Source organism: Ktedonobacter sp. SOSP1-52 (assembly GCF_016587395.1).
In genome coordinates, this window is record NZ_BNJH01000002.1 from 1,741,946 (window position 1) to 1,765,861 (window position 23,916).

Below are 23,916 nucleotides of genomic sequence, written 5' to 3' on the forward strand. Positions count from 1 at the left end.
CTGCGGCGCGAAGAGGGATTAATAAATGGATGAGAGTGGTCCTGGCACCGCCAGGACCACTCTCATCCATTTATTAACTTCTTTCTTTTAATAATCGAGGGCGAGAGCGTAGTTGCAGGTGTTGGCCATTTTTTGGAGGGCGGTGTCTGAGGAGAGCTGGCCAGTGAGCGCGCTGGTATAGCTGGTGGTGATGGTTGAGCGGCATTGGTCCCAGGCGGGGAGGATGCTGGGGACAAAGCCGTAGACGATGGATTCGGGTCCAGCTTTGCGCTCGGGATAACGTGTGTAGAAGGCCTTGAGGGGTGCACCCTCATAGGCGGACTTCGCACGGGAATATAGCCTGTGGCCTGGACGAAAGTCGCATTCGCTTCGGGGCTGACGAGAAACTTCATAAAGTCCCAGGCCGCGTTGTCGCTGTTGGAGAAGAGGGCAAGGTTTGTACCGTAGAGCGAGGTATAGCGCCCACCGGGGCCGGAAGGCAGCGGAACCTGGCCTATATGCAGCTTATTATGTATGCTCTTGAGCAGGTAGGGGTATTTATTCTAATCAATAAAGAAGTAAGGGATGTGAAAATGCGCAGGCATTTTCACATCCCTTACTTCTTTATTGATTCTTCAATTTTTTAGGAGCGAATGGGTTCCTGGGCGGGGGGCTGGGCTTGCGCCTGGGCCTGGAGTTGCGCGTGCCATGCGCGTAAGATGCGCTCAGGGGTCAGGGGGAGCAATGGCAGGCGGATTCCGGTGGCGGAGGCCACGGCATTGGCTATGGCCGGGGCGACCGCGCCCATGGCGACCTCGGAGACGGCTTTGGCCCCAAAAGGCCCGGCAGGCTCGGTCGTCTCGACCAGGTAGACCTGAGTGCGCGGCATGTCGACCGCGTTATACAGGTGGTAGTCGCCCAGGTGCTTTGTGAGCGGCTGCCCTTTCGCGTCATAGAGCAATTCTTCGCTTAAGGCGCTACCCAGACCCTGAGCAAGCGAGCCCTGAATACGTGCCTCGGTGAGCAGGGGATTGATGACGCGCCCTGCATCCACGGCGGCGAGGATCTGCTCCACACGCACACCGCCGGTCTCGGTATCAACCTCTACCTCCGCGCCAACCCACGGCGAAGGTCAGAGGCACCTGCGCCAGGCGCCAGGAGGCGCTGGTCATCAACTGGCGATTCTCGACATAGAGCGCATAGGCCGCGACCTGGGCAACGGTGAAGTCCTGCTCACCCACGCCAGAGATCAGGCCATCACTCATCTTCAAGGCCTCGGGCAAGGCATTGAGCATGCGGCCTGCAATGGCCAGGATCTGGCGGCGCATTTGTTCAGCGGCCTTGCGCACCGCGCCTCCGCCAAGGTAGAGAGTCGAGGTGACCCCCTCACCTATGGCCGTGGGCGTCACAGCTGTATCTTCAGTATAGATGACTATGCTCTCCAGAGCCACGCCCAGGGTCTCAGCAGCGATCTGGGCCAGGAGGGTGCGCTCGTTATCCTCGCAGCTACCGGCGCCAACGAAGATATCAAAGGACCCGTCCTCGTTGAGCTTCATGGTCGCGCCACTGGTGGAGGCTGGAGGCAGGGGGCTGCCCTGCACCGTCAGAGCTACGCCCACGCCACGGCGCAGGCGTCCATTGTTGACCACTCCGCGCTTGATATGCCAGCCCAGCTTCTCCTCGACCAGGCGCAGACATTCGGCCAGCCCGCTGCTCTCCACGAGTAAGGAGCCGACATCCTGGCCTGCGGTAGCGGCCTTGGCCAGGACAAGCTCATCACCTGTGCGCAGCCAGTTACGGCGACGCAATTCAAGCGCATCCAGGCGCAGGCGACGCGCGATCTCGTCCAGGTGGCTCTCAAGGGCGAAGGCCTCCTGCGCGGAGCTATAGCCTCTCAAGGCGCTGGAAGGCGGTGTGTTGGTATAGAGTACCTCGGCGACATAGCGCATATTCGCGCAGGGGTAGAGCGAGAGGGCCTGTGAAACCACGCCCTCGGGCGCGGCAAGAGGATGCGTGGCGTAGGCGCCAGTACTGGTCAGAAGCGCCATCTGGTTGGCTACCAGCTTACCATCTTGTTTGACGCCAGTTTTCAGACGAATGATGTAGTTTGGCCAGACGGGGCCACTGGTAAACTCCTCGCTACGGGAGAAGGCCAGGGTCACGGGTCGCCCAGTCACCTGAGTCGCCAGTGCGCAAAGGTCTTCCAGCACCACAGCCTGCTTGCTACCAAAGCCGCCACCGACCTCGGGACGAATGACACGCACCTTACGCAGAGGTAGATTAAACAGGCGCGCCAGGGTGCGTCGCACATGATGCGGACTCTGTGTATTGGTCCTGACAACCAGCACCCCATCCGCGTCGAGATAGGTTGCCACGCGATGGGTCTCAAGCGGGGCGGGCTGTGCCATTGGCACTATATACTCACCCTCGACGATCACGTCGGCCTCTTCGAAGCCCTTATCGACATCGCCTACCTCGTTGCGCACACGTGTCGCAATATTATGGGCGGCATCAAAAATGCCTCGCGCCTCCGACTCAGGATGCACACGCGGTGCATTCTGTTCCAGCGCCTGACGAGGATCAAGCAGCGCGGGTCTGATTTCATACTCAACCTGAATTAGCCCCAGAGCCTCTTCAGCTATCTCGGGTGACTCCGCGACGACGAGCGCCACGCGGTCCCCCGCATAGCGCAGGACATAATCGAGTAAGAACTGATCATATGGGCCACTCTCCAATAGCCCACGCTCGACGCTGGAATAGGGAGAGCGCGGCACATCTTTATACGTCAATACGGCATGTACGCCAGAGACGGCCCTGGCCTCCGCGACATCGATATCACGAATGACAGCATGAGCGTGGGGACTGGTCAGCAGGCGCGCGTGCAGCATACCACGCCGCTCGATATCGGTCACAAAGGTAGGCGTACCGCTCACAAGCTGCGCGGCGTTGCTCATCGGCAGGGGCTTGCCGACAATGGCATACTCGGTATCGGCGTTGGCACTCATCCCACTGGTAATCACGGGCAAGCGATCGGTCGCGCCATTTGCGGTAAGCTGGCGATCCATGCCCAGGGCGGCCAGGGGATTCTGCTCGCTCTGGCGCACGATGTTGGGGGTTACCTCCTCAACCTCTTCGCCACGTAGCAAGGCGGCGGCACGCAAGACGGCCTGCACAGGCTTCTCATATCCGCCACAGCGACAGAGGTTGCCCGAGAGAGCCTCACGCACCTCTTCGTCACCGGGATGGTTGTTGCGCTGGAGTAAGGCATAGGCTGAGAGCAGCATACCCGAAGAACAGAAGCCACAGGGAGCGGCCCCGACCTCGACGAAGGAGCGTTGCAGGGTATTCAAGCCCTGTGCGCTGGATAGACCCTCGACCGTGGTCAGGGAACAGCCGCCGGCCTGGGCCGCCAGCATCACACAAGCTGGACGCGCCACGCCATCGACAACTACCGTGCAGGCGCCACAATCGCCCGTCTCGCAACCCTGCCGGGTTCCATAGTACCCTTCGCGCCGCAGGAGGGAGAGCAGCGTCTCATTCGCCTCCACCTGCAAACTGGTGATGACGCCATTAATCTGTAGCTCTAGTTCCATTAGACATCTCTCCCTGTGCCTGAGGCGACGCTACTACGCCAGTGCGCGCTATTGATCGCCTCTTCTAATGCATGAAACGCCAGGTTTGCGCCGCTGACGCGTCGATAGCTTCCACTTACGCGCACATCCGTTGGAGGTCGGAAGAGGGGGATGCCATTGCGCACAATGGCCTGGAGCGTGTTAGAGCTAACCGGCTGGGCCGCGGGGTGACCCTCCAATTGCTGCTCGATGGCTGTTACGCGTACAGGCTCCATGTTCACACCACCAAAAGCCAGGCGCACACGCTTATAGAGACCGTTCTCGATCTCGACGAGAGCGACAGCGTTCAGAAGGGCGGCGTCAGAGGGGGCACGGCTCACACGCTGAAAAGAGGTACCACAGGCAGTGAGTGGACGCGGAATGGCGATCTCGGTAATCAACTCGTTGGGGCGGCGCTCTAACTCAAACGTGCTACTGGCGATGCGACGCTCCTGTCGACCCTTGAAGACCACGCCGGAGAGGGCCAGGCCGGGGCGATCCGTCGAGCCTCCACTGAGATTCACCTGTGTGCGCGAGCCTGAGCGTACTACTATCTCGGCATCTAGTGCCACCAGAGCCGTCAAGAGATCGGCCTGGGAGACTGGGCCCGTCGCAACGGTGCCCCCAATGGTCGCGCTATTGCGGATCAGGCGCGATGAGGCGGAGGCGTGCGCGGCCTGTGAAAGCACATCGATGCCTATGCCTTTAAGTTGAGGAGCCTCTGAGAGCGTTTGTAAGGTGATCATAGCTCCAATGCGTAGATAGTTAGAGTTATTATTGGAGCTATCCTCGATATACGCGAGTTGCAGATCACGTAGATCCACAACCGCCTGAATATGCTCATCCCTCACACCCAATAAATATGTCCCCCCAGCCAGGGGAACGGTTTTCACATCCAACCGCCCCAGCAGGAGGAGGGCATCCTCAATATGTTCCGCCCAATGATATTCAACAAGCTTTAGTAGCATGTACGATTACCTTCGTTGAAGAGGAAGCAATGTAAACGTTTCAACATCGACCAGTCCCTGGTCTGTAAGTTTTAGTGCTGGAATCACCGAAAGCGAGAGAAAGCTCAAGGTCATACAGGGGTGCGCCAGGGCACAGCCAAGCTCTGCCGCCGTAGCGTCCAGGGCCTGCAACTGCCGCAAAAGTACAGAGACAGGCTCCAGCGAGACCAGCCCTCCAAGCGGCAGGGGTACCCGCGCACGCACCACGCCATCTACCACACAGGCAAAGCCCCCACCCATCTCTTCTAGCGCACGCGCGGCGTATAACATATCCTGATCATTGGTACCCGCGATCACCAGGTTATGCGCGTCGTGGGCCACACTTGAGGCTAGGGCACCACGCTTGAGGCCCAGCCCCTTCACCAGCCCCAGCCCAACGCGACCGCTGGCATGATGCCGCTCGACGATCGCCAGTTTGAGCAAATCCCGCGCTGGATCGGCAACAAGCTCACCATCCAGGCACGGCGCCTCCTCTTGCAGGTGCAGTGTCGTGATCTGGTCAGGCTCAATGCCAATGACTTCGACCTTCCCGGGCTGGCCCGGAAGCTTGAAGTTGTCAAGCGTGAGATTACCAATATGGATGGTATTAGGAGCTTCTTGCATCTGTGCTCCACCAGCGGAAACCGTAAGCTTACCCGCGCATGCCACCATTTTACCATCTTTATAGACCGACTCGACGTTAAAGGTCTTCAGATCATCGAGCACCACCATATCGGCGACGAAGCCGGGGGCCAGCGCCCCGCGATCATACAGGCGGAAATATTGCGCCGTATTATAGGATGCCAGGCGAATGGCCTCCACAGGCTCCAGGCCCAATTCGATGGCGCGGCGCACCATGGAATCGATATGCCCACGCGCGACCAGGTCCTGCGGATCGCGATCATCGGTTACAAAGAAGACGCGTGGTGGGTGCAATTCATGTACCAGGGGCAACAGCGCTTCGAGATTGCGCGCCGCCGAGCCCTCACGAATCATCAACCACATCCCGAGGCGGATACGCTCGCGGGCCTCCTCCGGCGTCGTGCATTCGTGGTCGGAGTGTACGCCAGCGGCAGCATAGGCGTTCAGGTCCTTGCCACGTAGCCCCGGTGCGTGGCCATCTACCACCTGCCCATGCCGATGCGTAGCCTCAATTTTGGCGAGGACCTGCTCGTCCTGCGTCAGCACGCCTGGCATATTCATCATCTCAGCCAGGCCAAGAACGCGCTCATGTGAGAGCAAGGGCAGGAGGTCTTCAGCGTGCATGACCTTATAGGGGCTTTCATAGCTCGAGGCAGGGACGCATGAAGAGAGCAGCACATAGCTGGTGAGCGGGAGATCCTTTCCAGCATCGAGCACATACTCGATGCCCTCGCGCCCCAGGACATTGGCGAACTCGTGTGGATCGAGCATCACCGCCGTCACGCCACGTGGAACAACCAGGCGCGCGAACTCGGAGAGTTGGAGCATCGTACTCTCGATATGCATATGTCCATCGATCAGGCTAGGCGCGAGCCAGCGCCCCTCCAGATCACGCTCTTCTTTTGCTTTATAGCCTGATCCAGGGGCAGCAATACCCGCGATATATCCATCGGCCAGAACCACGTCAGCCAGATAGCACTCCCCGCTGCACACATTCACTAGGCGCGCATTGCGCAACAAAAGATCCCCGGACTGCTCTCCCCGCGCGACCTGGATACGGCGCCGCAAATTCTCCATACCACATCCCTCATCGACAATGACAAAACGACGATATTTTTAGAACTCAGTAGCAGATTTTAGCACATGGAGAGGCCATTCATATAATTTGTCAGTGTACATCACCATTATGGGTAAGCCAACGGATTGGTAGGCTCCATCGTATTAGTAGTAACGAGGTGGTAGCCCGCTACTTGTGTACGCGGTTACTGTACCACACCATCAAAGACCGGAAAAGCAACGTGCACACAGCGTTTAGTCATCTTGTAAAAGGTCCAGAAAGGATCGAAGAGATCATGAGTAATTCGACATCGTCCTCACTGGCCAAGATCGCCGCCCTTATAGGCGGGGCCACGGTTGGCGTGCTGATCGCCAACTGGCTCGATGAACAACTCTTATCGCGTGCGCGCAAGCGCTCAGACTATGACCGCACTCGCTACGAGCAGGGCCTGGGGCCAATCGCCGTCACACCACGCTCAATGGAGCCTGACGCCGCCGAAGAGATGTCAGACAACAACCTATGAATAGGAAGGGAGACGCCATGAGCACCATGACCCCTGGAGAACGTGTTCGCGCCGCGGTGGCAGGCGAAGAGGTGGATCGTGTGCCACTTTGCTTCTGGCACCACTTTCGGCCTGAGGGATCTGGCACACGCCTGGCCGAATTGACCAAGCACTTTTTTGTCGACACCTTTAAGCTAGATATCACAAAGATCATGCCCGATCTCCCCTATCCAGCACCAGACACGGAACAGATAACGGTCGAGCAGATGCGCTTCTTGCCCCGCCTGGACCTGGATACACCAAGCTTTCGTGAACAGGTCACCTGTGTCCGTACTCTGCGCGGGATGCTGGGTGATGACTATCCCATCCTGCTCACCCTCTTTAGCCCACTGACCTATGCCATACGCTTCCTGGGCAAAGAGCAGGCACTGAAGGCTGCCAAACAACAGCCTGACCTGCTTGGCGAGGGCCTGGGGACGATAGCGGCCAATCTGCATAAACTGATGGAGGCGACGCTTGAGGCGGGTGCCAGTGGCATCTTCTTCTCATGTATGGGCGCGACCACGGCCGATCTGACCCTGGATGAGTATGCGGCGGTTGGCTATCCCTATGACATACAGGCCTTGCGCGGCGCCAATGGCGGCTGGCTCAATACCATCCATATCCACGCTGATCCAAACCAGGGTACGGACCAGATCTACTTTGAGTTCTTTGACCGCTATCCCGCGCAGGTTCTGAGTTGGAGTGATCGCCTGACGGGTCCCAACCTGGGGGAGGCGCGAACCCTGACCGAGAAGTGCCTGATGGGTGGACTCTTTGAGCGCGGCCCCCTGACACATGGTAGCGAGACCGAGATTGAGAACGAAATGCTCTCCGCCATCATCCAGACCAAAGGACACAAATTGATCCTCGCCAACGGCTGCTCCATCCCTGACGACACTCCCGAGCAGTGGCTACATATAGCGCGCAAACTCATCGACAATCCGCGCTAGGGATTATGGTGAAATGTGTGCGCATGGATAACGGGCTTGGCCCGTTACCCATGCGCACACATTTCACCATTCCTACTTTCTAGGCGAAAGCGGTCCAGGGATTGGAGGGGTAGAGCGACATAGCCGAGAAGGCCATAGGCTCGCTCTCAGCAACAGGGAGAGGCGTCACCACCCTGCCGCGCAGCGAGCGCAGCGTATCTTCCAGGCGATCAAGAATCGTGTCGATCTCGCGATAACTAATAATCAGTGGAGGTTCGACGCGAATCACGCGTGAGTTATTGAGCGTCCCCGAGATGAGCACGCCGCGCTTGAAGAGGCCCGACGCCACGGCATAGCCGGTCTCATCATTGACAAAATGCTGGCCGAGCAAGAGACCCTTACCGCTGATCCCGCGATAGATATCGCTGTAACGCTCGGCGAGGCCCTCCAACTGACGCTTGAAGTAGGCTCCCTTCTCCGCGGCCTGCTCAACGATGCCCTCCTCAAGGGTCACATTGATCGCGGCAAGCGCGGCGGCACATGCCAGGGGGTTGCCACCTGTGGTTGAAGTATGAATGAAAGGATTTTCGTTGAAGACCTGCCAGATCTTTGGCGTCGCCATAAAGGTCCCAATGGGCATCACCCCACCACCGAGCGCCTTGGCGGAAGTAATAATATCCGGCGCCACATTCCAGTGCTCAACACCCCAGAACTTGCCTGTCCGTCCCATGCCGGTCTGCACTTCATCCGCGATCAAAAGTACTTCATATTCGTCACAGATGCGGCGCAAGCTCGGCCAGAAGTCATCGGGGGGCACAATCGCACCCGCCTCGCCCTGAATGGGTTCCATCACAACGGCGGCGATATCGTTGCCCACTTCGCGCGCGATGCGGAGCTGCTGCTCGACGGCCTGGGCATCGCCATAGGGGACGTGATAGACATTGGGGTGGAGCGGGAGCGCGGGTCGCCTGAAGACCGCTTTCCCTGTCAGCGCAAGCGAACCAGCCGTCTTACCATGGAAGCCACGGACCGCGGCGATAAAGCCACTCTTGCCCGTATACAGCTTGGCAAGCTTCATCGCGCCCTCAATAGCCTCGGTTCCACTTCCGACAAAGAAGCTATACCGGATATCGCCCGGCGTAACCTCTGCCAGCAGGTGCGCCAGCATGCCACGCAGCGGATCAAGCAATTCCTGCGTGGGCAGGGCACTCTTGCCCAGTTGCGCCTGGACCGCGGCAATAACTTTTGGATGCGACCAGCCCAGGTTGAAAATGCCAAAGCCACCCAGGCAATCAATAAACTCGCGCCCCAACACATCTTTAAAGGTGGCGCCCCGCCCATTCCACTCCACCGCGGCCACATCTTCGGCCTCCGCGACCGATTTGCGGTATTCAATAAAACCGCTATTGTAGTACTTCGCAAAGTTCTCGACCGTGGTCTCGATCAACCACTGGGCCTCTTTGCGCTCAAGCTGAGGTTTTTGTACCACGTCGAGGTAGCGACGTGAAACATTTAAAGCCTTAAGTAAACTACCATCACTCATAAAAATCCTTTCGGGAAGCGCAAGCAAACACAACCAATTCCATCCCGGGCCGCGCACCAGAAACACAACAGCGAAACAGAGACTGTTTCCTTAAGGGTTGCTTATGGAAATGGACAATGGATATATAATCAAGCCAGCCAGCCAGCCAGAGGCAAGCACACAAATGTGCATAGCCACACTCGCCTAATTATCGAATATAGTAGGAGAATAGTTTCTGCTGCGGAAACCTACAGCACGGCTATAAATAGCTCTGTGTGCTCAGGATTCCGAGAGATTATGTATGGGGAAAAGGCATGAAGAGATCAGGGGTAACAGGTGGAGAGGTGCACGACACTATCCGCCGCACTTTCCCTCTTGTATGTACTGCTCATAATCAGCTCTTGGATTTCTGGGAGGTTAGCCTCTATCCGCCATATCAAGTCATCCCGACGCTTATCAGACTTGCCGATAAAGACTTTTATGCCGAGTATCCGTAAAAAGTCTCTTTTCCGCTGGTAGGATAGTTCCTCCCTGGCCTCTTTGACGGTCTTGCACCACGCAAGAATTTTCTCAGCCTCAACGGCTAAGCGTTCCATATCAACGATGCCTGCCTCAACAAGCGATTTTTCTTCTTGCTTTATCTGTAGGTTTGTGTATTCGTCACTAAGTAATCCTAATATAACATCCCTTGCTTGTCCTTTCAAGGCGGGGTTAGCAATGTCTTCCGTGTACTGGCTTATCTTTTTCTGCTGTTCTCAATGGCCGTTATTTCACGCAGACTGGCAGTATTGTTGGTCGCTAACCGGATAGCCTCCTCGATCAGTCCTATTTCATCAGCCAGCTTCACCATGTAGCCCCAGACGAGCGAGTCGATCTTTGCTGAGTTGGTGGTATTGCTATGCCTGTCTTCCTTGCAGAAGTAGATGGGCGCGTGCCTGCTTTTTGCAGCGTTCACATGCATGCCGCAACTACAGATGTCGCACCTGATATATCCGGCGCGCAACAGGAACCGCTCAGGCTCTTTGCACTGGCAGGCTGCCTCTGCCCTATTGATGCTCAGCCAGGTCTGGTTCCGCTCAAACAGCTCCGGCGCTATGATCTCCGGGTAGGTGCCTTCCGGCAATTCCACTGCCTCGAACGGCTTTTTAGCGTCTTTCTGGTGCCGCGTAAAGGCTCTGGCGGCTCTGCTGGTGCGCCTCGGGTCTGCCAGTATCTGGTGGATCGCACCTCGTGTCCATTTCCGGGAAGGGTCTTTGGCGGTGATTTCCCTGAGCAGCGCATGCGGGCCTTTGCCCTTATCGAATTCTTCGTGCACCCACCGGCACACATCAGCCTCTGCTTCATCTATGACGCGGTAGTCTTTCTTTTGCTCGTCATGCCATTTGTAGCCATGGAGCGGCTTGGGGCCTTCTTTGAACGCTCCCTGCTTTGCCATGCTGATGCGTCCGGTCAGGGTCCTATCCATGATCTTTTCGCGTTCCATTTCAGCGACGAACGAGAGAATCATCCGGGTAAATCTGCCCATCGGGGTATCGTCAATGGCTTCCTTGACACAATGAAGCGTGATTTTATGGTGCTCCATTTCTTCCATGAGGATGGCGTTATGCACCTGGCTGCGGCTCAGGCGGTCCAGGGTGCGGATAACCACGCCCTGTATTTTGCCCTCACGGTAGCGCTCGCGTATGATGCCGAGTTTCTCCCGCTCGCGGTACTGGTAGCCGCTCCACACTTCACGGTGTACCAGACCGACGACCAGGCCGTGTTCCTGGCAATAGGCACGCCCTACGCTTTCCTGTTCGTCCAGGCTGGTATTGTCTTCCTGGTCGTCCGTGCTGACCCGTCAGTAAATGTCCACGATGTGTGGCATATCGCGCGTATTCCTTTCTCTGATGTCAACAAAAGGGACGGTTCTGATGGCCGTCCCTTAAAAAACGTCGGTTAACGCCTACTTTGTGGCGTAGAGTCCGAATAAGAAGCCGACGTGGTATTGCAGCGGGTGCGTGTTGTCGGCTACGCAGTCGCGTACAAGCTGTACCAGCTCCATGTCCGTTTCGGAGCGCGTTTCCCGGTAGACGGCTTGCTTACCGGCATCAAAGCCCGCCTGCACGTCGGGGTGCTCAACCGCGAACGGCAGCACTAAGATGGTCATCTTCATTTGCCTGCCTCCGGTGGCTGTTTATTGAATGTGCTATCTTTCGTGCCGTACAAGGTAACGCCAATCGGGCTGCCCTCGGTGCCAATCGTCACGTTGGGGATACCGTCGCTGTTCACGTCCCGCGTCTCGAACACCACTACCGCGTTGTCTTGGGCGGATTGCAGCATAAAGGTCTGGGCTTTCTCCGGGTGACCCTCGGGGATGGCGTACACGGTGACAAAGCCTCGGTACACCTCGCCAACAAAGTGATGGCCGGATTGCTCGTAGTGGCTGATGTGGTTGTCGCCGTAGTGCCATTGGGTCGTCAGGCCGTTCCAGGCTGGTAGCAGTACGTTAATAATGGTGAACAGCAAGAGCAGCAGGCCAATAAACAAGCCACCGCCGATAGGCAGGAGCACACTGCCTTTTTTCGGCTCCGGTTCGTCGTCTGGGCGCGACCGTTGCAAGCCCTGCTTCTTCATGAACTGCACCTGGCGCGGGTCATAGGCTGGCGCATCTTCTACCAGCACATAGCCGCTGTGGGCAAAGCTGGCAGTGGTGAGCTTCGGCTTTTTCTTGGGTGGCTTTTCTGGTGGCGTCGGCATTTCGCGTACAGGTCGGTATGCCACGGCTACACCTGCCTTCCCTGGATGATACGGGTGGCTTCCTCGGCGGTCAGCAAGCCGTCAATATATTGCTGATTTACCGGGCCGATTAAAGCGGGTTCTTCGTGACAGCCACAGGTTGGGTCTGTACAGAATTGATGGCTGTCGGTGTGTCGCGGTTTGTCCAGAACGGGAATAACCGGCACAAAATTGTCGCCGTAAGGTTGCAGCATACTTACTGCTCCTTTCTGTTACCAGAACCGGCTCCCTAAGCGTTAGTACCTATGGAGCCTTTACAAGAGGGTCCAGAAAAGGGACATTCGCCGGGGTTGGAATATCGTCGAAATGTCCCTTTTTGTTGTGCAATGCACGCTCATTCACTAGTATAATGCGGAATTCTACGGTTTGTCTAGAGTATGGACTAGTATGTGTTGTTTGCGATACAATACAGCCTAAAAGCGAGGGAGTTCTGCACCAATGGATGACCCGTATCTGACGACTAGGCAGGTCGGTGAAATATTGCAGGTCACAGAGGAAACAGTGATGGGGTACATACGCCGCAAGCGCGACCCATTGCCAGCCAGCAAGCCGGGGAAAGCCTGGCGTATTTTACGGAGTGACCTTGACGCGTGGATGAAGCGGCAACGGCCGAAGGATGGCAATTAGTATTTAGAAGGGAGTGGCAATTTGCTCACCCCTTATTTTTCTTCATTCACCGCCTGTTTCTTGACAGCAGTGCTAGAGTTTGGGCAAAAGAAATTCCCGGAGGGAGGCATACCGATGTATATCCTGATGGTTGACGATGACTTTCTCACGCGCCAACTGGTCGAGCTGACCCTCAAGAACAATGGCTATGAAGTGGAAACCGTAGACAACCCAACCGGCGCGCTCAGTATGATCGAGAGATGCGTACCTGACCTGCTGTTAGTCGATGTACGGATGCCGCCGCACATATCCGGCTTCGAGTTCGTCCAACAGTTGAACAGTGCCGGATATACGATACCAGTCGTGTTTGTGACGGCCTGTAACGACATCCCCGACCGCTTGCGCGGCTTCTCCTTGCGAGCCGAGGACTATATCTGCAAGCCCTATGACTTCCAAGAACTGTTAGCCCGTGTCCAAGTCGTCGAGCGGCACATCTATGGCCGCACGGTGGATCGCGCCGTCAAAGTCGGGCCGTTGGAGCTGCTGCCGGATACGTTCGAGGTCAAGGTCAACGGCGAGAAAACCGTGATACTGACTCCAATCGAGTTGCGCGTGCTGACAATCTTGATGAACCATGCCGGTAACGTGGTCGCTCGGGATAAGTTCTTTGATCGTATCTGGCAGGACGAAACCAGCAACGTCCTGGATGTCTACATCGCCCGGCTGCGGCGCAAGCTGGGGAAGGTTGGCAGATCAATCCATTGCCAGCGAGGCGTAGGGTATGTGCTGAAGGCGTAAGGCCGCGCTCATGCGGCCCTTATTTCTTAATATTCGCTGGCAAGCAATATAGTCAGCACCCGTCTGCACTCGGGAGATAGCGCATCCTCGCCGTACATAAGCTGCTGGTCATAGTAGTTGATTTTCCAGTACGTCTTTTCGTTCTGCCAGGTGATACCGCCAAAGTCATGCTCATGGTAGGGGTCGTTGTCTTCCGTAAAGGTTTCGAAGTCTTTGACTGCTTGCACTAATCCGGGGAAGTCTTTAAGAGCCAGAGCGCCAACGGTTGCTACCCAATCAGCACCAGGCCCGTTACGCCTAAATTCGTCGTTTAATCGGGCGATACGTTCAGCTCGTGGGGGTTGTTTTTCGGGAGGCATAAAATTACTGTATTTATTCCTCCTCGTCCACAATTACGTACTTTCCCGTATCTTTGCTGGGCACTAATGCCCTGTCACCTTCTTGCACCAGCACGCCCTGGCGCACGCCTAGTTCCATCCCAATATGGGTGATTAGCTTGTCGTAGGCTGCGTAGAGGTGGTTTTCATCCCACTGTACCTTGTCGGTGAAATGCAGGGCGATCATTGCCAGGCGCAGGTAGGTATCGTCGTCAACTTCCTGCCGCTTACGGGCCTGCTCAGCCGGGTTCTGCTCGTTAAACAGGGACTCGCACTGCTCATTGACTGCAAGAAAATATGCCAGTTCTTCATCTGAACGGTCGGCAATCCATTGGCTGAAATCGGTATAGTGCAGGTCTTCGGCAACTTTCTCGGGCCGGGTACATGCGCTCGTTACCTGGGGGATTTCGTTGTTCCATCTCACCCTCCATTCAAACTGTTATTGTCTTGGCTGCCCCTGTTTTTCTGATGCTCGCTGTAAAAATCTTCCTGGCCGGACGTGAAAAGGAGAGAGCGGTGCGGTGTGATCCGCTGCGCCGATCATGCTATCTGGCTTGTAGTCTTGTAAGGAGTTGTTCATGACAGCCCAAAAGGTGGCGCTTATTATTCCCGCGCTCAATGAAGAGGAGGCTCTCAGGCACCTGCTTCCGACCCTTCCCCACGATACCATTAGCTGGCAGATTGTTGTTGATAATGGCAGCACCGATAGAACGGCCGAGGTGGCGCGTGCGGCGGGAGCTATCGTCGTTCAGACGACGGAGTGCGGCTATGGACGCGCCTGCTTCCGGGGGCTACAGGAGGCGTGCCGCCTGGGCGCGGAGATCGCCCTCTTTATGGATGGGGATGGCAGTGATGATCCCGCCGACATTCCCGAGATGCTAGCCCCGATCCTTTCGCAGCAGGCCGACCTGGTGATGGGGTCGCGCGTAAGCAAACGAGCTGAGAAGGGAGCGATCCCACCCCAGGCACGCCTGGGCAACTGGCTGGTCAGTCGCATGATCACCCTCCTCTATGGTGCCACCCTCCATGATATCGGCTCGTTTCGCGCCATTCGGTGCGAGCAACTGGCACGGCTGAATATGAGTGAGATGACCTTTGGCTGGCCTGTGGAGATGCTGGTCAAGGCGGCCAGAGCGCGTTATCGCATCCTGGAGGTACCTATTCACTATCGCCAGCGCAGCCATGGCCGCTCCAAGGTCGCAGGTACGCTCGTTGGCAGCGTCAAGGCCGCCTATTATATGCTCAGCACTACGCTACGCTACGCGTCGGCAATTGCAGGATCCTCTGACGGATCGAAGGACAATACTAGTAGCTCAGCGATCGCATCTCCCGGCAAATCTGGATTGGCAAGAAAAATATAACAAGTAAAAAACAGGTGTGTCAAGTGTTTTTTTACAAAAGGAGGAATGCATGGATGACACAGCGCTCGTCATTATAGCGCGCGCCCCCGAGCCTGGAAAAACCAAGACGCGCCTGGCACGCTCCATTGGGGATGAGGCGACAGTGCTGCTCTATCGCGCATTCTTGAAGGACCTGGCCCTGCGCTTTAGTGAGGCTCCTTATGCCTTACACTGGGCCTATTCGCCCGCACATATTAATTATAACGCGCTGTTAGAGGAGCTGGTTCCTGGCAGGGGGCGGCACATGCGCTGCTTTCCCCAGGAGGGCCAGGATTTCAATACGCGCTTACATCATATCTTTCGCTGGACAGAGCGCCAAGGGTTTCGCAAGACGATCCTGCTTGGCTCTGATTCGCCGCACATCAGGCGTCAAATTATTGATGAAGTAAACAAGCGCCTGAATACGACAGATATTGTGCTTGGGCCAGCCGAGGATGGCGGCTACTACCTCCTGGGCATGCGCCAGGCACATGACGTCTTTAGTGGCATTCCCATGAGTACCGAGGTGGTGACACAGATGACGATTGCCGCCGCACACCGGCAGCGACTCTCTGTCCACCTCGTGGAACAACTTCAAGACGTAGATGAACTACCCGACCTGCTTAAGCTAGCGGAGATACTCCAGGCCAAACCAGGCTTGGCGCCAATCACCGCCGCACACTTAGTCACGCATCCCGCGCTCACCGAAGCCTTTAGCCACACAAAGGAGTCTGTATGACGATCACGACACCTGTTCTTACCTTGCCACGCTCGATCTATATTGAGCCCACCAGCCGTTGTAATGAGTTCTGCCAGCAGTGTCCACGCACGCTGCTCTCGCGTGAAGAGGACCGGGATCTGCCCTTCGACGAGTTTCGCAAGATCGTCGATCAGTTTCCTGTGCTCGACCGCGTCGTGCTGCATGGATTGGGCGAGCCACTGTTAAATAAAGACCTGCCTAAAATGGTGCGCTATTTAAAGGATCGCGGCACCTATGTGCTCTTCAACTCCAATGGCATCGCGCTGACTGAGAAGAAGGGCGGGGAGCTTATAGATGCCGGCCTCGACGAGTATCGTCTCTCGATGGACGGCTCCAGCCGCGAGACCTACGCGCATGTGCGAGGCGTCGATGCCTTTGAGAAAATCTGGCGCAACGTTCGAGCCTTTGTGCAGTTGCAGAAGGCGCGTGACGCCAGCAAACCAGCCATCTCGCTCTGGTTCACCGCCATGCGCGAAAATCTGCACGAACTGCCGCATCTAGTTGAGCTGGCGGCCGAAGCGGGTATCCCCGAGGTCTATATGCAGCGCCTGGTCTACTTTGAAGAGGGGCTGGCAGCCTCCAAACAGTCCCTCTTCCGCCGCTCAAGTCAGGAGGAGTTGGCCCTGGTACGTCGCAGCGAGGAGTTGTGCAAAGAGCTGGGCATCCGTTTCAACGCCGCCGGGTCTGCGACGCCGATGCAGAGTATTCTACGCGACTTTGGGGAGCGCCCCTGGTCCGGCTGCACACGCCCCTACAATCTGACCTACATCACCTCCAGCGGCAATGTGCTCTCCTGCTGCTTCGCCCCCTTTGGGCATCGCAGCGCGCGCGAATATCGCGAGGAGCGCGTCCTGGGCAATGTCTTTCAGGAGTCCATCGAGCAGATCTGGTTCGGGGAGCGCTATGAGACCTTCCGCCGCGCTTTTGAGAGCGAACATCCCGCTCGTCACTGCTCTCAGTGCGGCCTGAACTGGAGCTACTAACAAAGAAAGAGAAGGGTACCCGCCTTGCGGATACCCTTCTCGCCAGTCCCCACGTTGCTCAATCCCCGTTGTAAGAAAGGAAGTTCATGTCTCCCTGTGTGCGGCTGTTGGCATTAGTCGATGTCTGGTGCACTCATGCACACAAAGCTCCAGTCAAGAGGCGAGCCTAACAGGCCATATATCGTTGCCTGGTTATCCAATTGATATGTTCCCGTATCTACCTGTGACTTGATTTGCTCCACTCTGGCGAGGCGGGCCTTTTCATCACGTTGCACTTGAATACGTACCTGGAGGGCTGCAATACTCTCCCCTACAGGTGGACTGGAGTGCCGCCTGACCTGTGGTTGTGATGAAACCATTCCCGTTGTTTCAACGGCTGTATCTATACGTACGGCGCGTGCTTTCATGTAACTAACAGAGCAGCTACTCCTAATCTGTCCTATGCTCTCTATCATCGAAGAGCTATGCATAGGCAGGAGTTGAGCCGCACACTCCTTTCTCCCAATCTTCTTATATCGTGTTTTTGCAGCCCTCCCTAAGGCTATCAGGGGCTTGTACACCTCATACCTTCCAGATGGCCACACCTATAACCCAAAAGTCCACTTCCCATCACTCCCCACACTTATCTATATCGGCCCCTGATCCTATAATAGCAGTGTAGAAAAGCACATGCCTTGTGTGTAGAGAGGAAGGTCCTTAGCTCTAAGGGCCAAGGCCCCTATCATTAGTCCTTTCATTCGCGCCTGCGGCGCTCACAGGTATAAAGTGTGTGGGCATGGGTTGCGGCCTCAGGCCGCAACCCATGCCCACACACTTTATACAAAAGGATAAAGGGGTACTGCACAACTCCCTTGCGCTGAGGGATAAGGGAACGCTAGCCCCTCGCTCAGCGGGATGAAGACGGACTAGCGAGGGCTTCCTGGCGCGTGCGGGCGAGGTAGCGGCGATAGCGTAGGAGGCGTTGCATCCCTGCGTCCAGGCGGGCCTTCTTGCCCAGGCGCCAGAGCAGGAGTGAGGCCAGGGTGAACGCTTCTACCGAGGACCCTAGCGCGTAGCCTAGAGGGATCGCGAGAATGACGTAGGCTCGTGGTAGTACATCAATGAGCACGATAATGCTGCCCACGCGGCAGAGTAGAGAGAGGATACCGGTAAAGAGCGGAGTCGTGGCATCCTTTAAGGCCAGGAAGCCACGGCTAATCATGTCGCCTGCCGTGACCCCAGGAATGGCAAAGACATATCCCAATAGCGCCAGGTAGGTCAGCGCGGTCGAGTGGGCATCGAAGGCTCCATGCTGGAAGATCAGGCGGATAATCCATTGACCCGTAACGGCTAAGCCTACCGCCGCGGGTAGCGTCAATAAAATGGAGGCGCCCATGACCCTCAAGGCCATGTAGCGCATGCGCACATAGCGTCCTGCGGCGGCATGAATCGTCATATGCGGCAGGAGCGCCTGGCCAATGGCCTGCGAGAGTAGAGAGAAGGGGAGAGCCTGTAACATATCGGCGTTATGTAGCGCCGCCAGGCTGGCGGAATCGGGCAGGAAGGAGACGAAATAAGTCTCGATGATAAGGGCCAGGTAGGCTACGGCGAGCGCGAGCGAATTGGGTCCCAGGAGTCTCAGGACCTCCACCAAGCCTGGATGGCGAAAATTCCAGGTAAACGAGTAGCGCACCCCTTGCCTGAAGAGCGGGATAGCCTGCACCGCGACCTGCAAGAACGAGGCCACCAGCACGCCATAGGTGGGGCCATAGATGCCTATGCCAGGAATGAAGCGCGTACAGGCCAGCCCGGCAATCTGGCCCAGATTATAAATCGCGATGGAGAAGGCGGGCAACAGGAACTGGCGCTTACTATTTAAGACGCCGGTGACAATCGTTCCCAGGCAGAGCAATAGAGGCTGAAAGAGCAGGATGCGTGTGAGCGAGATCGTTAGGACCTTCTCGGCCTCGCTATAGCCTGGGACCAGGAGCGAACGCGTAAAGGTTGGTACAAAAAACTCGCCCCCGATCACGACAAGCGTCAAGACCAGCAGCATGACATTAAAGACCAGGCTGGAGAGCTTCCAGGCTGCCTCCTGTCCCTTCCTCTTCTCATACGCCAGGAAAACCGGGATAAAGGCGTGGCTCAGCGCGCCGCCCGCGATCAGGTTGAAGAGAGCATCCGGTAGACGGATCGCGGCATAGAAGGCATTGGCCTCGGGACCAGTACCAAAGAAGGCGTTAAAAAGGCTCTGGCGGATGACCCCCAGACCTCTTGAAGCCAGGATACCAATCATCAAGAGCAAAGCGGCCTCTACGATACTAAAGCGTCGTGAGGTCAGCCCTCCACTCAAACGAAAATTGCGGATATTAAAACGAAAGACACGGCCACCCCACACGCGAAAGACACGACCACCCCACACCTTTGCCAACGCATGCTGTTTTTTTTGTTCAGGCATAAATAATATTATTACTTTCTCCCTGTCCTACTTTGCGAGTATAAAGAGCAGGGTATAGAGCCTCCCAACCTCAAATAGGACCTTTTCCCTTCCCTGTTTCACCTCATCCCAAACAAGCTTTGCTCGCCGTTATTTTTGGTAGCTATGAATAAAACGTCATCATCTCGTGCTATTTTCATATATCTTCATTTTCTGACATATGGCCTTATAAGGAAACAAAATAGCCTTTTTCAGCTATCCATAGCCGGAGGAGCTAGTAAAGGCCGGGTTTATCAGCTACATTAAAAGGTAAAAGAAAAAACGCGACGGCAACGCCATCAGCGAGGATTTTAATTATGTTTTCATCCGCGAAGAAAAAAACGCCCGCCTCGCGCTCAAAGCAGAGCGAGAATCCTGTGCCCGTACCCCCACAAATCCCCATGCCAACCCCATGGGGCAATGCGCCCTCTCCCTCTTTTCAGCCGCCACAGCCCACCCCATATATGCCCGGGACACCCTTCGTCCCTTTTGGCGCACCACAAGGAACGCTTGATATGGCAGAGTGGCCAAAACAGATGCTCGGGAGCCCCTTACAGACTTCACAGAATGCGCCAGCGGCAAGACAGGGGCAGAGAATCACACGCCAACTCGCTTCCATCTCTACCGAAGAGGGCAGGCCACTTCCCACACTCAATACCCCTCCTCGCTCCACCACCTCGCCGCTCGCCACACGCCCACTCGGCGCCATGTCCTCTCAGCCAGGACACGCGACGTTTAAAGCGGGGACACGTCCCCTCACGTACATTCCCGGCACACCTCGCATCGCAAAGACCACGCCACTGCCGCCAGCGCCCACGCCACGGAGTCGCTCACGGAAGTTTGTTATCTCTATGGTGAGTATGCTGATTATTTTACTCTTGACCGTGGTCGTCACCACACCACTTGGCAACTCGAACGCGCCACTCCTGCAAGGTATCGGCAACCTGTTGTTGAGTGACGCGCAAAATCCCTTCAGTCCAGCCCAGCATATCGCGACCCCCACCGCCACGCCTGCCTTGACCACCCTGGAAGGATCCTGCAATGCCCCTTATATGGGCCTGTGGGGGATCTGTGCCACGGCGGTCACTGACAGTGGAGTCATGGGCACAGGCGACATGCAGCCGCCAATGAAGGGAGAGAGGATCACCCAGGGCTTTGGCTTACCCGAGTATCAGACCTGGTGTAGTTGCGTCAAACCGCATACTGGAATCGATCTGGCAACGGCGTATGGCAACCCGGTTATGGCATCTGATAGCGGGCAGGTCATCTGGGTGGGCTGGGATTGGTCAGGCCTGGGGAACGCCGTCAAGATTAATCATGGGCGCTATATCGCGACCGTCTATGGGCACCTCGCCAGCTATATCGTCCATGTGGGACAAAACGTCAATAAAGGGGATGTCATCGCGTATGAGGGGAGCACCGGGGCCTCTTCTGGTCCTCATGTGCATTTTATGGTGGTGGATAATAATCACTTTAAAGATCCGACGCTTTACATGACACTTCCTTAGCTGGTATTCTCGCGCCTGCGGCGCTCGCAGAGTAGATAGTATTGTGTGCCCTGGCAGCCGCAGGCTGCCAGGGCACACAATACCTATTTACCAGAAATACTTTGCGATGGGGCAGGAAAACCTGCACATGGGATAAAGTGAGAAAAAAGAAAAGAGGCCGGAAAGCAGCATCGGCCTCTTTTGAATTGCGCTACTTTAGTACAGGCAGCAGTGTTGTATGCGAATACAGGCATGCGTATGCCCATACATGAGCACTAAAGGCTACGCCTGTACGTTGTACTTCGAACGGCGGCGGCTGATTGAGCCACCCTTACGTCCAGCAGCCTGGGCCTCTTCACTGGTCCACTTGTGGGCTGTGCCGAGAGCATGAGCTGCTTTTCCGCCTTTGCTCGCAATTTCTTTTTTCTTTTCGGGACTCATAGAAGCGAAACCACGACCGCGACCTTTTTGTGACTGCATCGATTTTCTCCTCTTCAGTTTCTAGTGACTTCTCGTCGTCAATGCTTGCGAACCACACTAGAGAGCTGAAACAGACAACCTCTCCAACTCTCGCAATGAAGATAAGCTCCTAGCTTGCTCTATTTTTACTTTAGAGCCAAGCTGTTGTATACCTCATACACTAAACACGACGCATGTAACGTTTTGGATACAGCAGAGGTGAAGCTTTCTTCGTAAACCCAGCAGCTATCTGTCCACCTGGATGAACTTACAATAGCTTGCTGTGTTCGTTAACAGTTAAAGCATAACAGCAACCCCAAAGAGGGGGCAACCCCTGCCAGAAAATTTTCAGCGTTCTCTAAGGTTTACTTAAGCATTTCTAAGGAAAGGATGAGCTTACAGGGACGTATCTATGGTCAGGAGAGAAGAAAAAAGGCATAGGCGAGAAGAGGCGCCAGAGAAAACTTAAAAAAGGCTAAGCTTTTTAAGACTAGGAAGGAGGGCGCGTGACGAAGCGTATAGCACATTTAGGGCTATGACGATGCCAGTGGTCCTGTAACACTTTTAATTAGAGAAATAATCTCGTCGACTGAGAAAGGCTTTTCGAGCAGGGAGACCCGGAGATCGCGTAGGGCCTCAATATCGGTGAATGTTGCCGCGGTAGTTAAAATAATAGGCAAGGAGGCCAGGTGGGGAAAACCACGCATCTGCTTGATCACCTCGAAGCCCGACATCGTTCCATTCAAGCGCCAATCGACGATTAATAGATCAACGGGTTCGAAGCCTGACGCGATATTCGTGAGGGCGCCCAAGCATGCCTCGGCGTCGGCATAGGCCGCCACCAGATAGCCTTCATCTTGTAGCACGAGCATGACCATTTCTTGAATGGCTATATCGTCTTCAAGCAGACCTACTCGCATAACTCTTCCCTTCGAAAACATCAAATACGAGGAATATACACGCACACTATAACAAACTGTGCTTTATTTAGCAAGTGCCAAACAAGCGTGAACCTACTTCATTCTACCATCTAGCCTGAGAAGGGGTAAAGGTATGTCTGGGGATAGGCTGGCAGCGCCAGCCTATCCCCAGACATACCTTTGCGAGCGTTCCTTGGCCAGTACTGCTGCTTTATGGCATATGCAGTACTATTTCGTCTGGAGCCGGGACTTTTGCGCGTTGAGGTTGCCGATACTCTGGTTGAGGCGTTTTCTCATCTGCCATAGGCATGGGCGCGATGGGCAGGGCTAGCGTAATACTCGTGCCGCGCCCTTCGTCACTCTGAAGCCATACCTGCCCATGCATCTGCTCAACCAGGCTCTGCACAAGGTAGAGTCCCAACCCATTTCCCGGCACACGCTCATGCATATCGTGTTCCAGGCGCGTAAAGGGGCGAAAAAGTGCTTGTTGCAGGTGGCGGGGGATACCGACCCCGTGATCATGGACAGTCACGTAGAGATAGTGGTCCTCCGCCGGGCGCTCACGCTCTGTATGCGTTGCCACAAGGAAGTAAGAGGATCCGCTATAGGGAGCATGATCGGTCACCAATATCTCGATCAATCCTCCCTGAGGAGAGTATTTGATGGCGTTATCAAGCAAATTAGCCAGCGCCTGGCGTACACGCTCCAGGTCCACCCAGGCAGGTGGCATCTCGCGCGCGACCTCCGCAACCTCCGCGACTTCTAAAGAAAGACGATACTGACCCGGGCTTACCTGGTCCAGGCGCTCTTGCTCAGACATAATCATTTGTCGACAGAGACTCACAATATCTACCGCATCCAGGCTCACCCGCAGTTGCCCCTGGCTGACTCGCGCCACATCCTGTACGTCGTTTAGCAATAACTCCAGTTGCTGTGTCTTCTCCTGAACCATGCGTAAGTAGGCGCGCCAATCTAAGCTCTCTAAACTGGCCTCCTGCGCACCTGGATCATCGCCATAGGTCATATAAAGCTCAGTATAGCCCTTGAGGGCCGTCAATGGGCGGCGCAACTCATGGCAAAGAAGGGCAAGAAAATGATGCTGCTCTTGCAGAAACTGCGCGCTGGTGTCTTGATGCCGCCTGACACAGCTCTCACCGTACAATTCTATCAGTCCCTCAAGCAGTCGGCGCGATCCAGTCGCCAGGTAGTGTTGTAAGAGATGCATAATTCCGGGATGAAAGAACTCAGGCTGGGTATGGCAACACACCAGCATTCCCAACAACCCACCAGAACTCGAGACCGGGACAACCGCCAGGCTGCCAACAGACGCCTGACCAGGCAGGCGCGCCGCATTGCTAATCCAGGGTACGCCCATCTGCGTGGTAATGTCATAGAGCGCGCGCAAGGCACCTTCCATCTCCTCATCCCAGTTTCCTGGTTTGCCATATGTACGTTGAAGATCTTCTCGGGCGCAGAGACGCTGAAGCAGGGGATGAGCCAATGCAGTCTCAAAACACACCAGGTCCAGATAGACAATATCACAATTAATGAGCGCGCGAATCTCCATAATCACACGCGCGAATAGAGCTTCAGCCGAAGACATACCATACCTCGTACCAGCCACACATGTACAAATTCTATCTA

Annotated in this window: 26 protein-coding genes; 8 read left to right on the plus strand and 18 right to left on the minus strand. The window is 55.8% G+C overall.

Translation table 11 applies throughout. The annotated features are described in order from the left end of the window. Nucleotides 1-62 precede the first annotated feature (62 nt). The 5 genes from JMJ16_RS23015 to ade all read right to left on the minus strand — a co-directional run bounded on the left by JMJ16_RS23015 (nucleotide 63) and on the right by ade (nucleotide 6,295). Entirely contained in the window at nucleotides 63-527 is a 465-nt protein-coding gene (locus JMJ16_RS23015) for an extracellular solute-binding protein (protein ID WP_307813174.1), read from the minus strand. A 95-nt stretch (nucleotides 528-622) separates the two neighbouring features. Then, entirely contained in the window at nucleotides 623-1,054 is a 432-nt protein-coding gene (locus JMJ16_RS56070) for a molybdopterin cofactor-binding domain-containing protein (RefSeq protein ID WP_255553229.1), read from the minus strand. A gap of 22 nt (nucleotides 1,055-1,076) precedes the next feature. Further along, a complete protein-coding gene (locus tag JMJ16_RS23025; protein ID WP_201385326.1) occupies nucleotides 1,077-3,572 on the minus strand; it encodes a molybdopterin cofactor-binding domain-containing protein in 2,496 nt (831 codons plus the stop codon). Further along, nucleotides 3,572-4,558 (minus strand): xanthine dehydrogenase family protein subunit M, encoded by a 987-nt coding sequence (locus tag JMJ16_RS23030; RefSeq protein ID WP_201385328.1) that lies wholly within the window; start codon nucleotides 4,556-4,558, stop codon nucleotides 3,572-3,574. Before JMJ16_RS23030 ends, JMJ16_RS23025 begins: the two co-directional genes overlap by 1 nt. 6 nt (nucleotides 4,559-4,564) lie before the next feature. Next, nucleotides 4,565-6,295: an adenine deaminase gene (gene ade / locus JMJ16_RS23035; RefSeq protein WP_201385330.1), complete on the minus strand. Its 1,731-nt coding sequence runs from the start codon at nucleotides 6,293-6,295 to the stop codon at nucleotides 4,565-4,567. A 275-nt stretch (nucleotides 6,296-6,570) separates the two neighbouring features. On the opposite strand from ade, the gene JMJ16_RS23040 reads away from it, so the two are divergent. Then, nucleotides 6,571-6,798, plus strand: coding sequence for a hypothetical protein (locus tag JMJ16_RS23040; protein ID WP_201385333.1), 228 nt, complete (start codon nucleotides 6,571-6,573; stop codon nucleotides 6,796-6,798). Between the two features lie 17 nt (nucleotides 6,799-6,815). Continuing rightward, a complete protein-coding gene (locus tag JMJ16_RS23045) occupies nucleotides 6,816-7,769 on the plus strand; it encodes a uroporphyrinogen decarboxylase family protein (RefSeq protein WP_201385335.1) in 954 nt (317 codons plus the stop codon). 79 nt (nucleotides 7,770-7,848) lie between these two features. On the opposite strand, the gene JMJ16_RS23050 is transcribed toward JMJ16_RS23045, so the two are convergent. The 6 genes from JMJ16_RS23050 to JMJ16_RS23080 all read right to left on the minus strand — a co-directional run bounded on the left by JMJ16_RS23050 (nucleotide 7,849) and on the right by JMJ16_RS23080 (nucleotide 12,242). Next, the gene (locus tag JMJ16_RS23050; protein ID WP_201385337.1) at nucleotides 7,849-9,291 is read right to left on the minus strand and encodes a putrescine aminotransferase; all 1,443 of its coding nucleotides are present in this window, start codon (nucleotides 9,289-9,291) and stop codon (nucleotides 7,849-7,851) included. 302 nt (nucleotides 9,292-9,593) lie between these two features. Then, nucleotides 9,594-9,974, minus strand: a complete 381-nt coding sequence (locus JMJ16_RS23055; protein WP_201385338.1) for a hypothetical protein — start codon at nucleotides 9,972-9,974, stop codon at nucleotides 9,594-9,596. A gap of 32 nt (nucleotides 9,975-10,006) precedes the next feature. Further along, nucleotides 10,007-11,074: a recombinase family protein gene (locus JMJ16_RS23060; protein WP_236601694.1), complete on the minus strand. Its 1,068-nt coding sequence runs from the start codon at nucleotides 11,072-11,074 to the stop codon at nucleotides 10,007-10,009. Between the two features lie 141 nt (nucleotides 11,075-11,215). Beyond that, on the minus strand, nucleotides 11,216-11,425 hold the full coding sequence (locus tag JMJ16_RS23070; RefSeq protein ID WP_236601662.1) for a hypothetical protein: 210 nt from the start codon (nucleotides 11,423-11,425) through the stop codon (nucleotides 11,216-11,218). Beyond that, on the minus strand, nucleotides 11,422-12,033 hold the full coding sequence (locus tag JMJ16_RS23075) for a hypothetical protein (RefSeq protein WP_201385344.1): 612 nt from the start codon (nucleotides 12,031-12,033) through the stop codon (nucleotides 11,422-11,424). Before JMJ16_RS23075 ends, JMJ16_RS23070 begins: the two co-directional genes overlap by 4 nt. 2 nt (nucleotides 12,034-12,035) lie before the next feature. Next, complete coding sequence (locus tag JMJ16_RS23080; RefSeq protein ID WP_201385346.1) at nucleotides 12,036-12,242, minus strand: hypothetical protein; 207 nt, start codon at nucleotides 12,240-12,242, stop codon at nucleotides 12,036-12,038. Nucleotides 12,243-12,486: 244 nt separating this feature from the next. On the opposite strand from JMJ16_RS23080, the gene JMJ16_RS23085 reads away from it, so the two are divergent. Then, nucleotides 12,487-12,675, plus strand: a complete 189-nt coding sequence (locus JMJ16_RS23085) for a helix-turn-helix domain-containing protein (protein ID WP_201385348.1) — start codon at nucleotides 12,487-12,489, stop codon at nucleotides 12,673-12,675. A 69-nt stretch (nucleotides 12,676-12,744) separates the two neighbouring features. After that, nucleotides 12,745-13,452, plus strand: coding sequence for a response regulator transcription factor (locus JMJ16_RS23090; protein WP_236601695.1), 708 nt, complete (start codon nucleotides 12,745-12,747; stop codon nucleotides 13,450-13,452). A gap of 26 nt (nucleotides 13,453-13,478) precedes the next feature. On the opposite strand, the gene JMJ16_RS23095 is transcribed toward JMJ16_RS23090, so the two are convergent. Next, a complete protein-coding gene (locus JMJ16_RS23095) occupies nucleotides 13,479-13,844 on the minus strand; it encodes a DUF3768 domain-containing protein (RefSeq protein WP_201385350.1) in 366 nt (121 codons plus the stop codon). After that, the gene (locus JMJ16_RS23100; RefSeq protein ID WP_201385351.1) at nucleotides 13,825-14,253 is read right to left on the minus strand and encodes a hypothetical protein; all 429 of its coding nucleotides are present in this window, start codon (nucleotides 14,251-14,253) and stop codon (nucleotides 13,825-13,827) included. The genes JMJ16_RS23095 and JMJ16_RS23100 overlap by 20 nt, the downstream gene beginning before the upstream one ends. Before the next feature lie 154 nt (nucleotides 14,254-14,407). On the opposite strand from JMJ16_RS23100, the gene JMJ16_RS23105 reads away from it, so the two are divergent. From JMJ16_RS23105 to JMJ16_RS23115, 3 genes are read left to right on the plus strand one after another with little or no spacing between them, the layout of a single operon-like run. Then, nucleotides 14,408-15,190 (plus strand): glycosyltransferase family 2 protein, encoded by a 783-nt coding sequence (locus JMJ16_RS23105; protein ID WP_201385352.1) that lies wholly within the window; start codon nucleotides 14,408-14,410, stop codon nucleotides 15,188-15,190. A 49-nt stretch (nucleotides 15,191-15,239) separates the two neighbouring features. Beyond that, entirely contained in the window at nucleotides 15,240-15,947 is a 708-nt protein-coding gene (locus JMJ16_RS23110; RefSeq protein WP_201385353.1) for a TIGR04282 family arsenosugar biosynthesis glycosyltransferase, read from the plus strand. Beyond that, nucleotides 15,944-16,951 (plus strand): radical SAM protein, encoded by a 1,008-nt coding sequence (locus JMJ16_RS23115; protein WP_201385354.1) that lies wholly within the window; start codon nucleotides 15,944-15,946, stop codon nucleotides 16,949-16,951. The genes JMJ16_RS23110 and JMJ16_RS23115 overlap by 4 nt, the downstream gene beginning before the upstream one ends. Nucleotides 16,952-17,064: 113 nt before the next feature. On the opposite strand, the gene JMJ16_RS23120 is transcribed toward JMJ16_RS23115, so the two are convergent. Beyond that, a complete protein-coding gene (locus JMJ16_RS23120; protein ID WP_201385355.1) occupies nucleotides 17,065-17,310 on the minus strand; it encodes a flagellar biosynthesis anti-sigma factor FlgM in 246 nt (81 codons plus the stop codon). Between the two features lie 527 nt (nucleotides 17,311-17,837). Then, the gene (gene murJ, locus JMJ16_RS23125) at nucleotides 17,838-19,388 is read right to left on the minus strand and encodes a murein biosynthesis integral membrane protein MurJ (protein WP_201385356.1); all 1,551 of its coding nucleotides are present in this window, start codon (nucleotides 19,386-19,388) and stop codon (nucleotides 17,838-17,840) included. A gap of 533 nt (nucleotides 19,389-19,921) precedes the next feature. Between murJ and JMJ16_RS23130 the strand changes: the two genes are divergently transcribed. Then, entirely contained in the window at nucleotides 19,922-20,914 is a 993-nt protein-coding gene (locus tag JMJ16_RS23130) for a M23 family metallopeptidase (RefSeq protein WP_201385357.1), read from the plus strand. A gap of 261 nt (nucleotides 20,915-21,175) precedes the next feature. Here the strand turns inward: JMJ16_RS23130 and JMJ16_RS23135 are convergent, their stop codons facing one another. The 3 genes from JMJ16_RS23135 to JMJ16_RS23145 form a co-directional block, all read right to left on the minus strand. After that, nucleotides 21,176-21,373, minus strand: coding sequence for a KGG domain-containing protein (locus JMJ16_RS23135; RefSeq protein WP_007911183.1), 198 nt, complete (start codon nucleotides 21,371-21,373; stop codon nucleotides 21,176-21,178). A 512-nt stretch (nucleotides 21,374-21,885) separates the two neighbouring features. After that, a complete protein-coding gene (locus tag JMJ16_RS23140; protein WP_201385358.1) occupies nucleotides 21,886-22,272 on the minus strand; it encodes a response regulator in 387 nt (128 codons plus the stop codon). A 211-nt stretch (nucleotides 22,273-22,483) separates the two neighbouring features. After that, a complete protein-coding gene (locus tag JMJ16_RS23145) occupies nucleotides 22,484-23,875 on the minus strand; it encodes a GAF domain-containing sensor histidine kinase (protein ID WP_201385359.1) in 1,392 nt (463 codons plus the stop codon). Nucleotides 23,876-23,916: the final 41 nt, after the last annotated feature.

Bases quoted from the DNA above. Each gene is read 5' to 3' on its own strand.
- JMJ16_RS23025 (WP_201385326.1), bottom strand. From the start codon at position 3,572: ATGGAACTAGAGCTACAGATTAATGGCGTCATCACCAGTTTGCAGGTG.
- JMJ16_RS23030 (WP_201385328.1), bottom strand. From the start codon at position 4,558: ATGCTACTAAAGCTTGTTGAATATCATTGGGCGGAACATATTGAGGAT.
- ade (WP_201385330.1), bottom strand. From the start codon at position 6,295: ATGGAGAATTTGCGGCGCCGTATCCAGGTCGCGCGGGGAGAGCAGTCC.
- JMJ16_RS23040 (WP_201385333.1), top strand. From the start codon at position 6,571: ATGAGTAATTCGACATCGTCCTCACTGGCCAAGATCGCCGCCCTTATA.
- JMJ16_RS23045 (WP_201385335.1), top strand. From the start codon at position 6,816: ATGAGCACCATGACCCCTGGAGAACGTGTTCGCGCCGCGGTGGCAGGC.
- JMJ16_RS23050 (WP_201385337.1), bottom strand. From the start codon at position 9,291: ATGAGTGATGGTAGTTTACTTAAGGCTTTAAATGTTTCACGTCGCTAC.
- JMJ16_RS23070 (WP_236601662.1), bottom strand. From the start codon at position 11,425: ATGAAGATGACCATCTTAGTGCTGCCGTTCGCGGTTGAGCACCCCGAC.
- JMJ16_RS23080 (WP_201385346.1), bottom strand. From the start codon at position 12,242: ATGCTGCAACCTTACGGCGACAATTTTGTGCCGGTTATTCCCGTTCTG.
- JMJ16_RS23085 (WP_201385348.1), top strand. From the start codon at position 12,487: ATGGATGACCCGTATCTGACGACTAGGCAGGTCGGTGAAATATTGCAG.
- JMJ16_RS23105 (WP_201385352.1), top strand. From the start codon at position 14,408: ATGACAGCCCAAAAGGTGGCGCTTATTATTCCCGCGCTCAATGAAGAG.
- JMJ16_RS23110 (WP_201385353.1), top strand. From the start codon at position 15,240: ATGGATGACACAGCGCTCGTCATTATAGCGCGCGCCCCCGAGCCTGGA.
- JMJ16_RS23115 (WP_201385354.1), top strand. From the start codon at position 15,944: ATGACGATCACGACACCTGTTCTTACCTTGCCACGCTCGATCTATATT.
- JMJ16_RS23120 (WP_201385355.1), bottom strand. From the start codon at position 17,310: ATGGTTTCATCACAACCACAGGTCAGGCGGCACTCCAGTCCACCTGTA.
- murJ (WP_201385356.1), bottom strand. From the start codon at position 19,388: ATGCCTGAACAAAAAAAACAGCATGCGTTGGCAAAGGTGTGGGGTGGT.
- JMJ16_RS23130 (WP_201385357.1), top strand. From the start codon at position 19,922: ATGGCAGAGTGGCCAAAACAGATGCTCGGGAGCCCCTTACAGACTTCA.
- JMJ16_RS23135 (WP_007911183.1), bottom strand. From the start codon at position 21,373: ATGCAGTCACAAAAAGGTCGCGGTCGTGGTTTCGCTTCTATGAGTCCC.
- JMJ16_RS23140 (WP_201385358.1), bottom strand. From the start codon at position 22,272: ATGCGAGTAGGTCTGCTTGAAGACGATATAGCCATTCAAGAAATGGTC.
- JMJ16_RS23145 (WP_201385359.1), bottom strand. From the start codon at position 23,875: ATGTCTTCGGCTGAAGCTCTATTCGCGCGTGTGATTATGGAGATTCGC.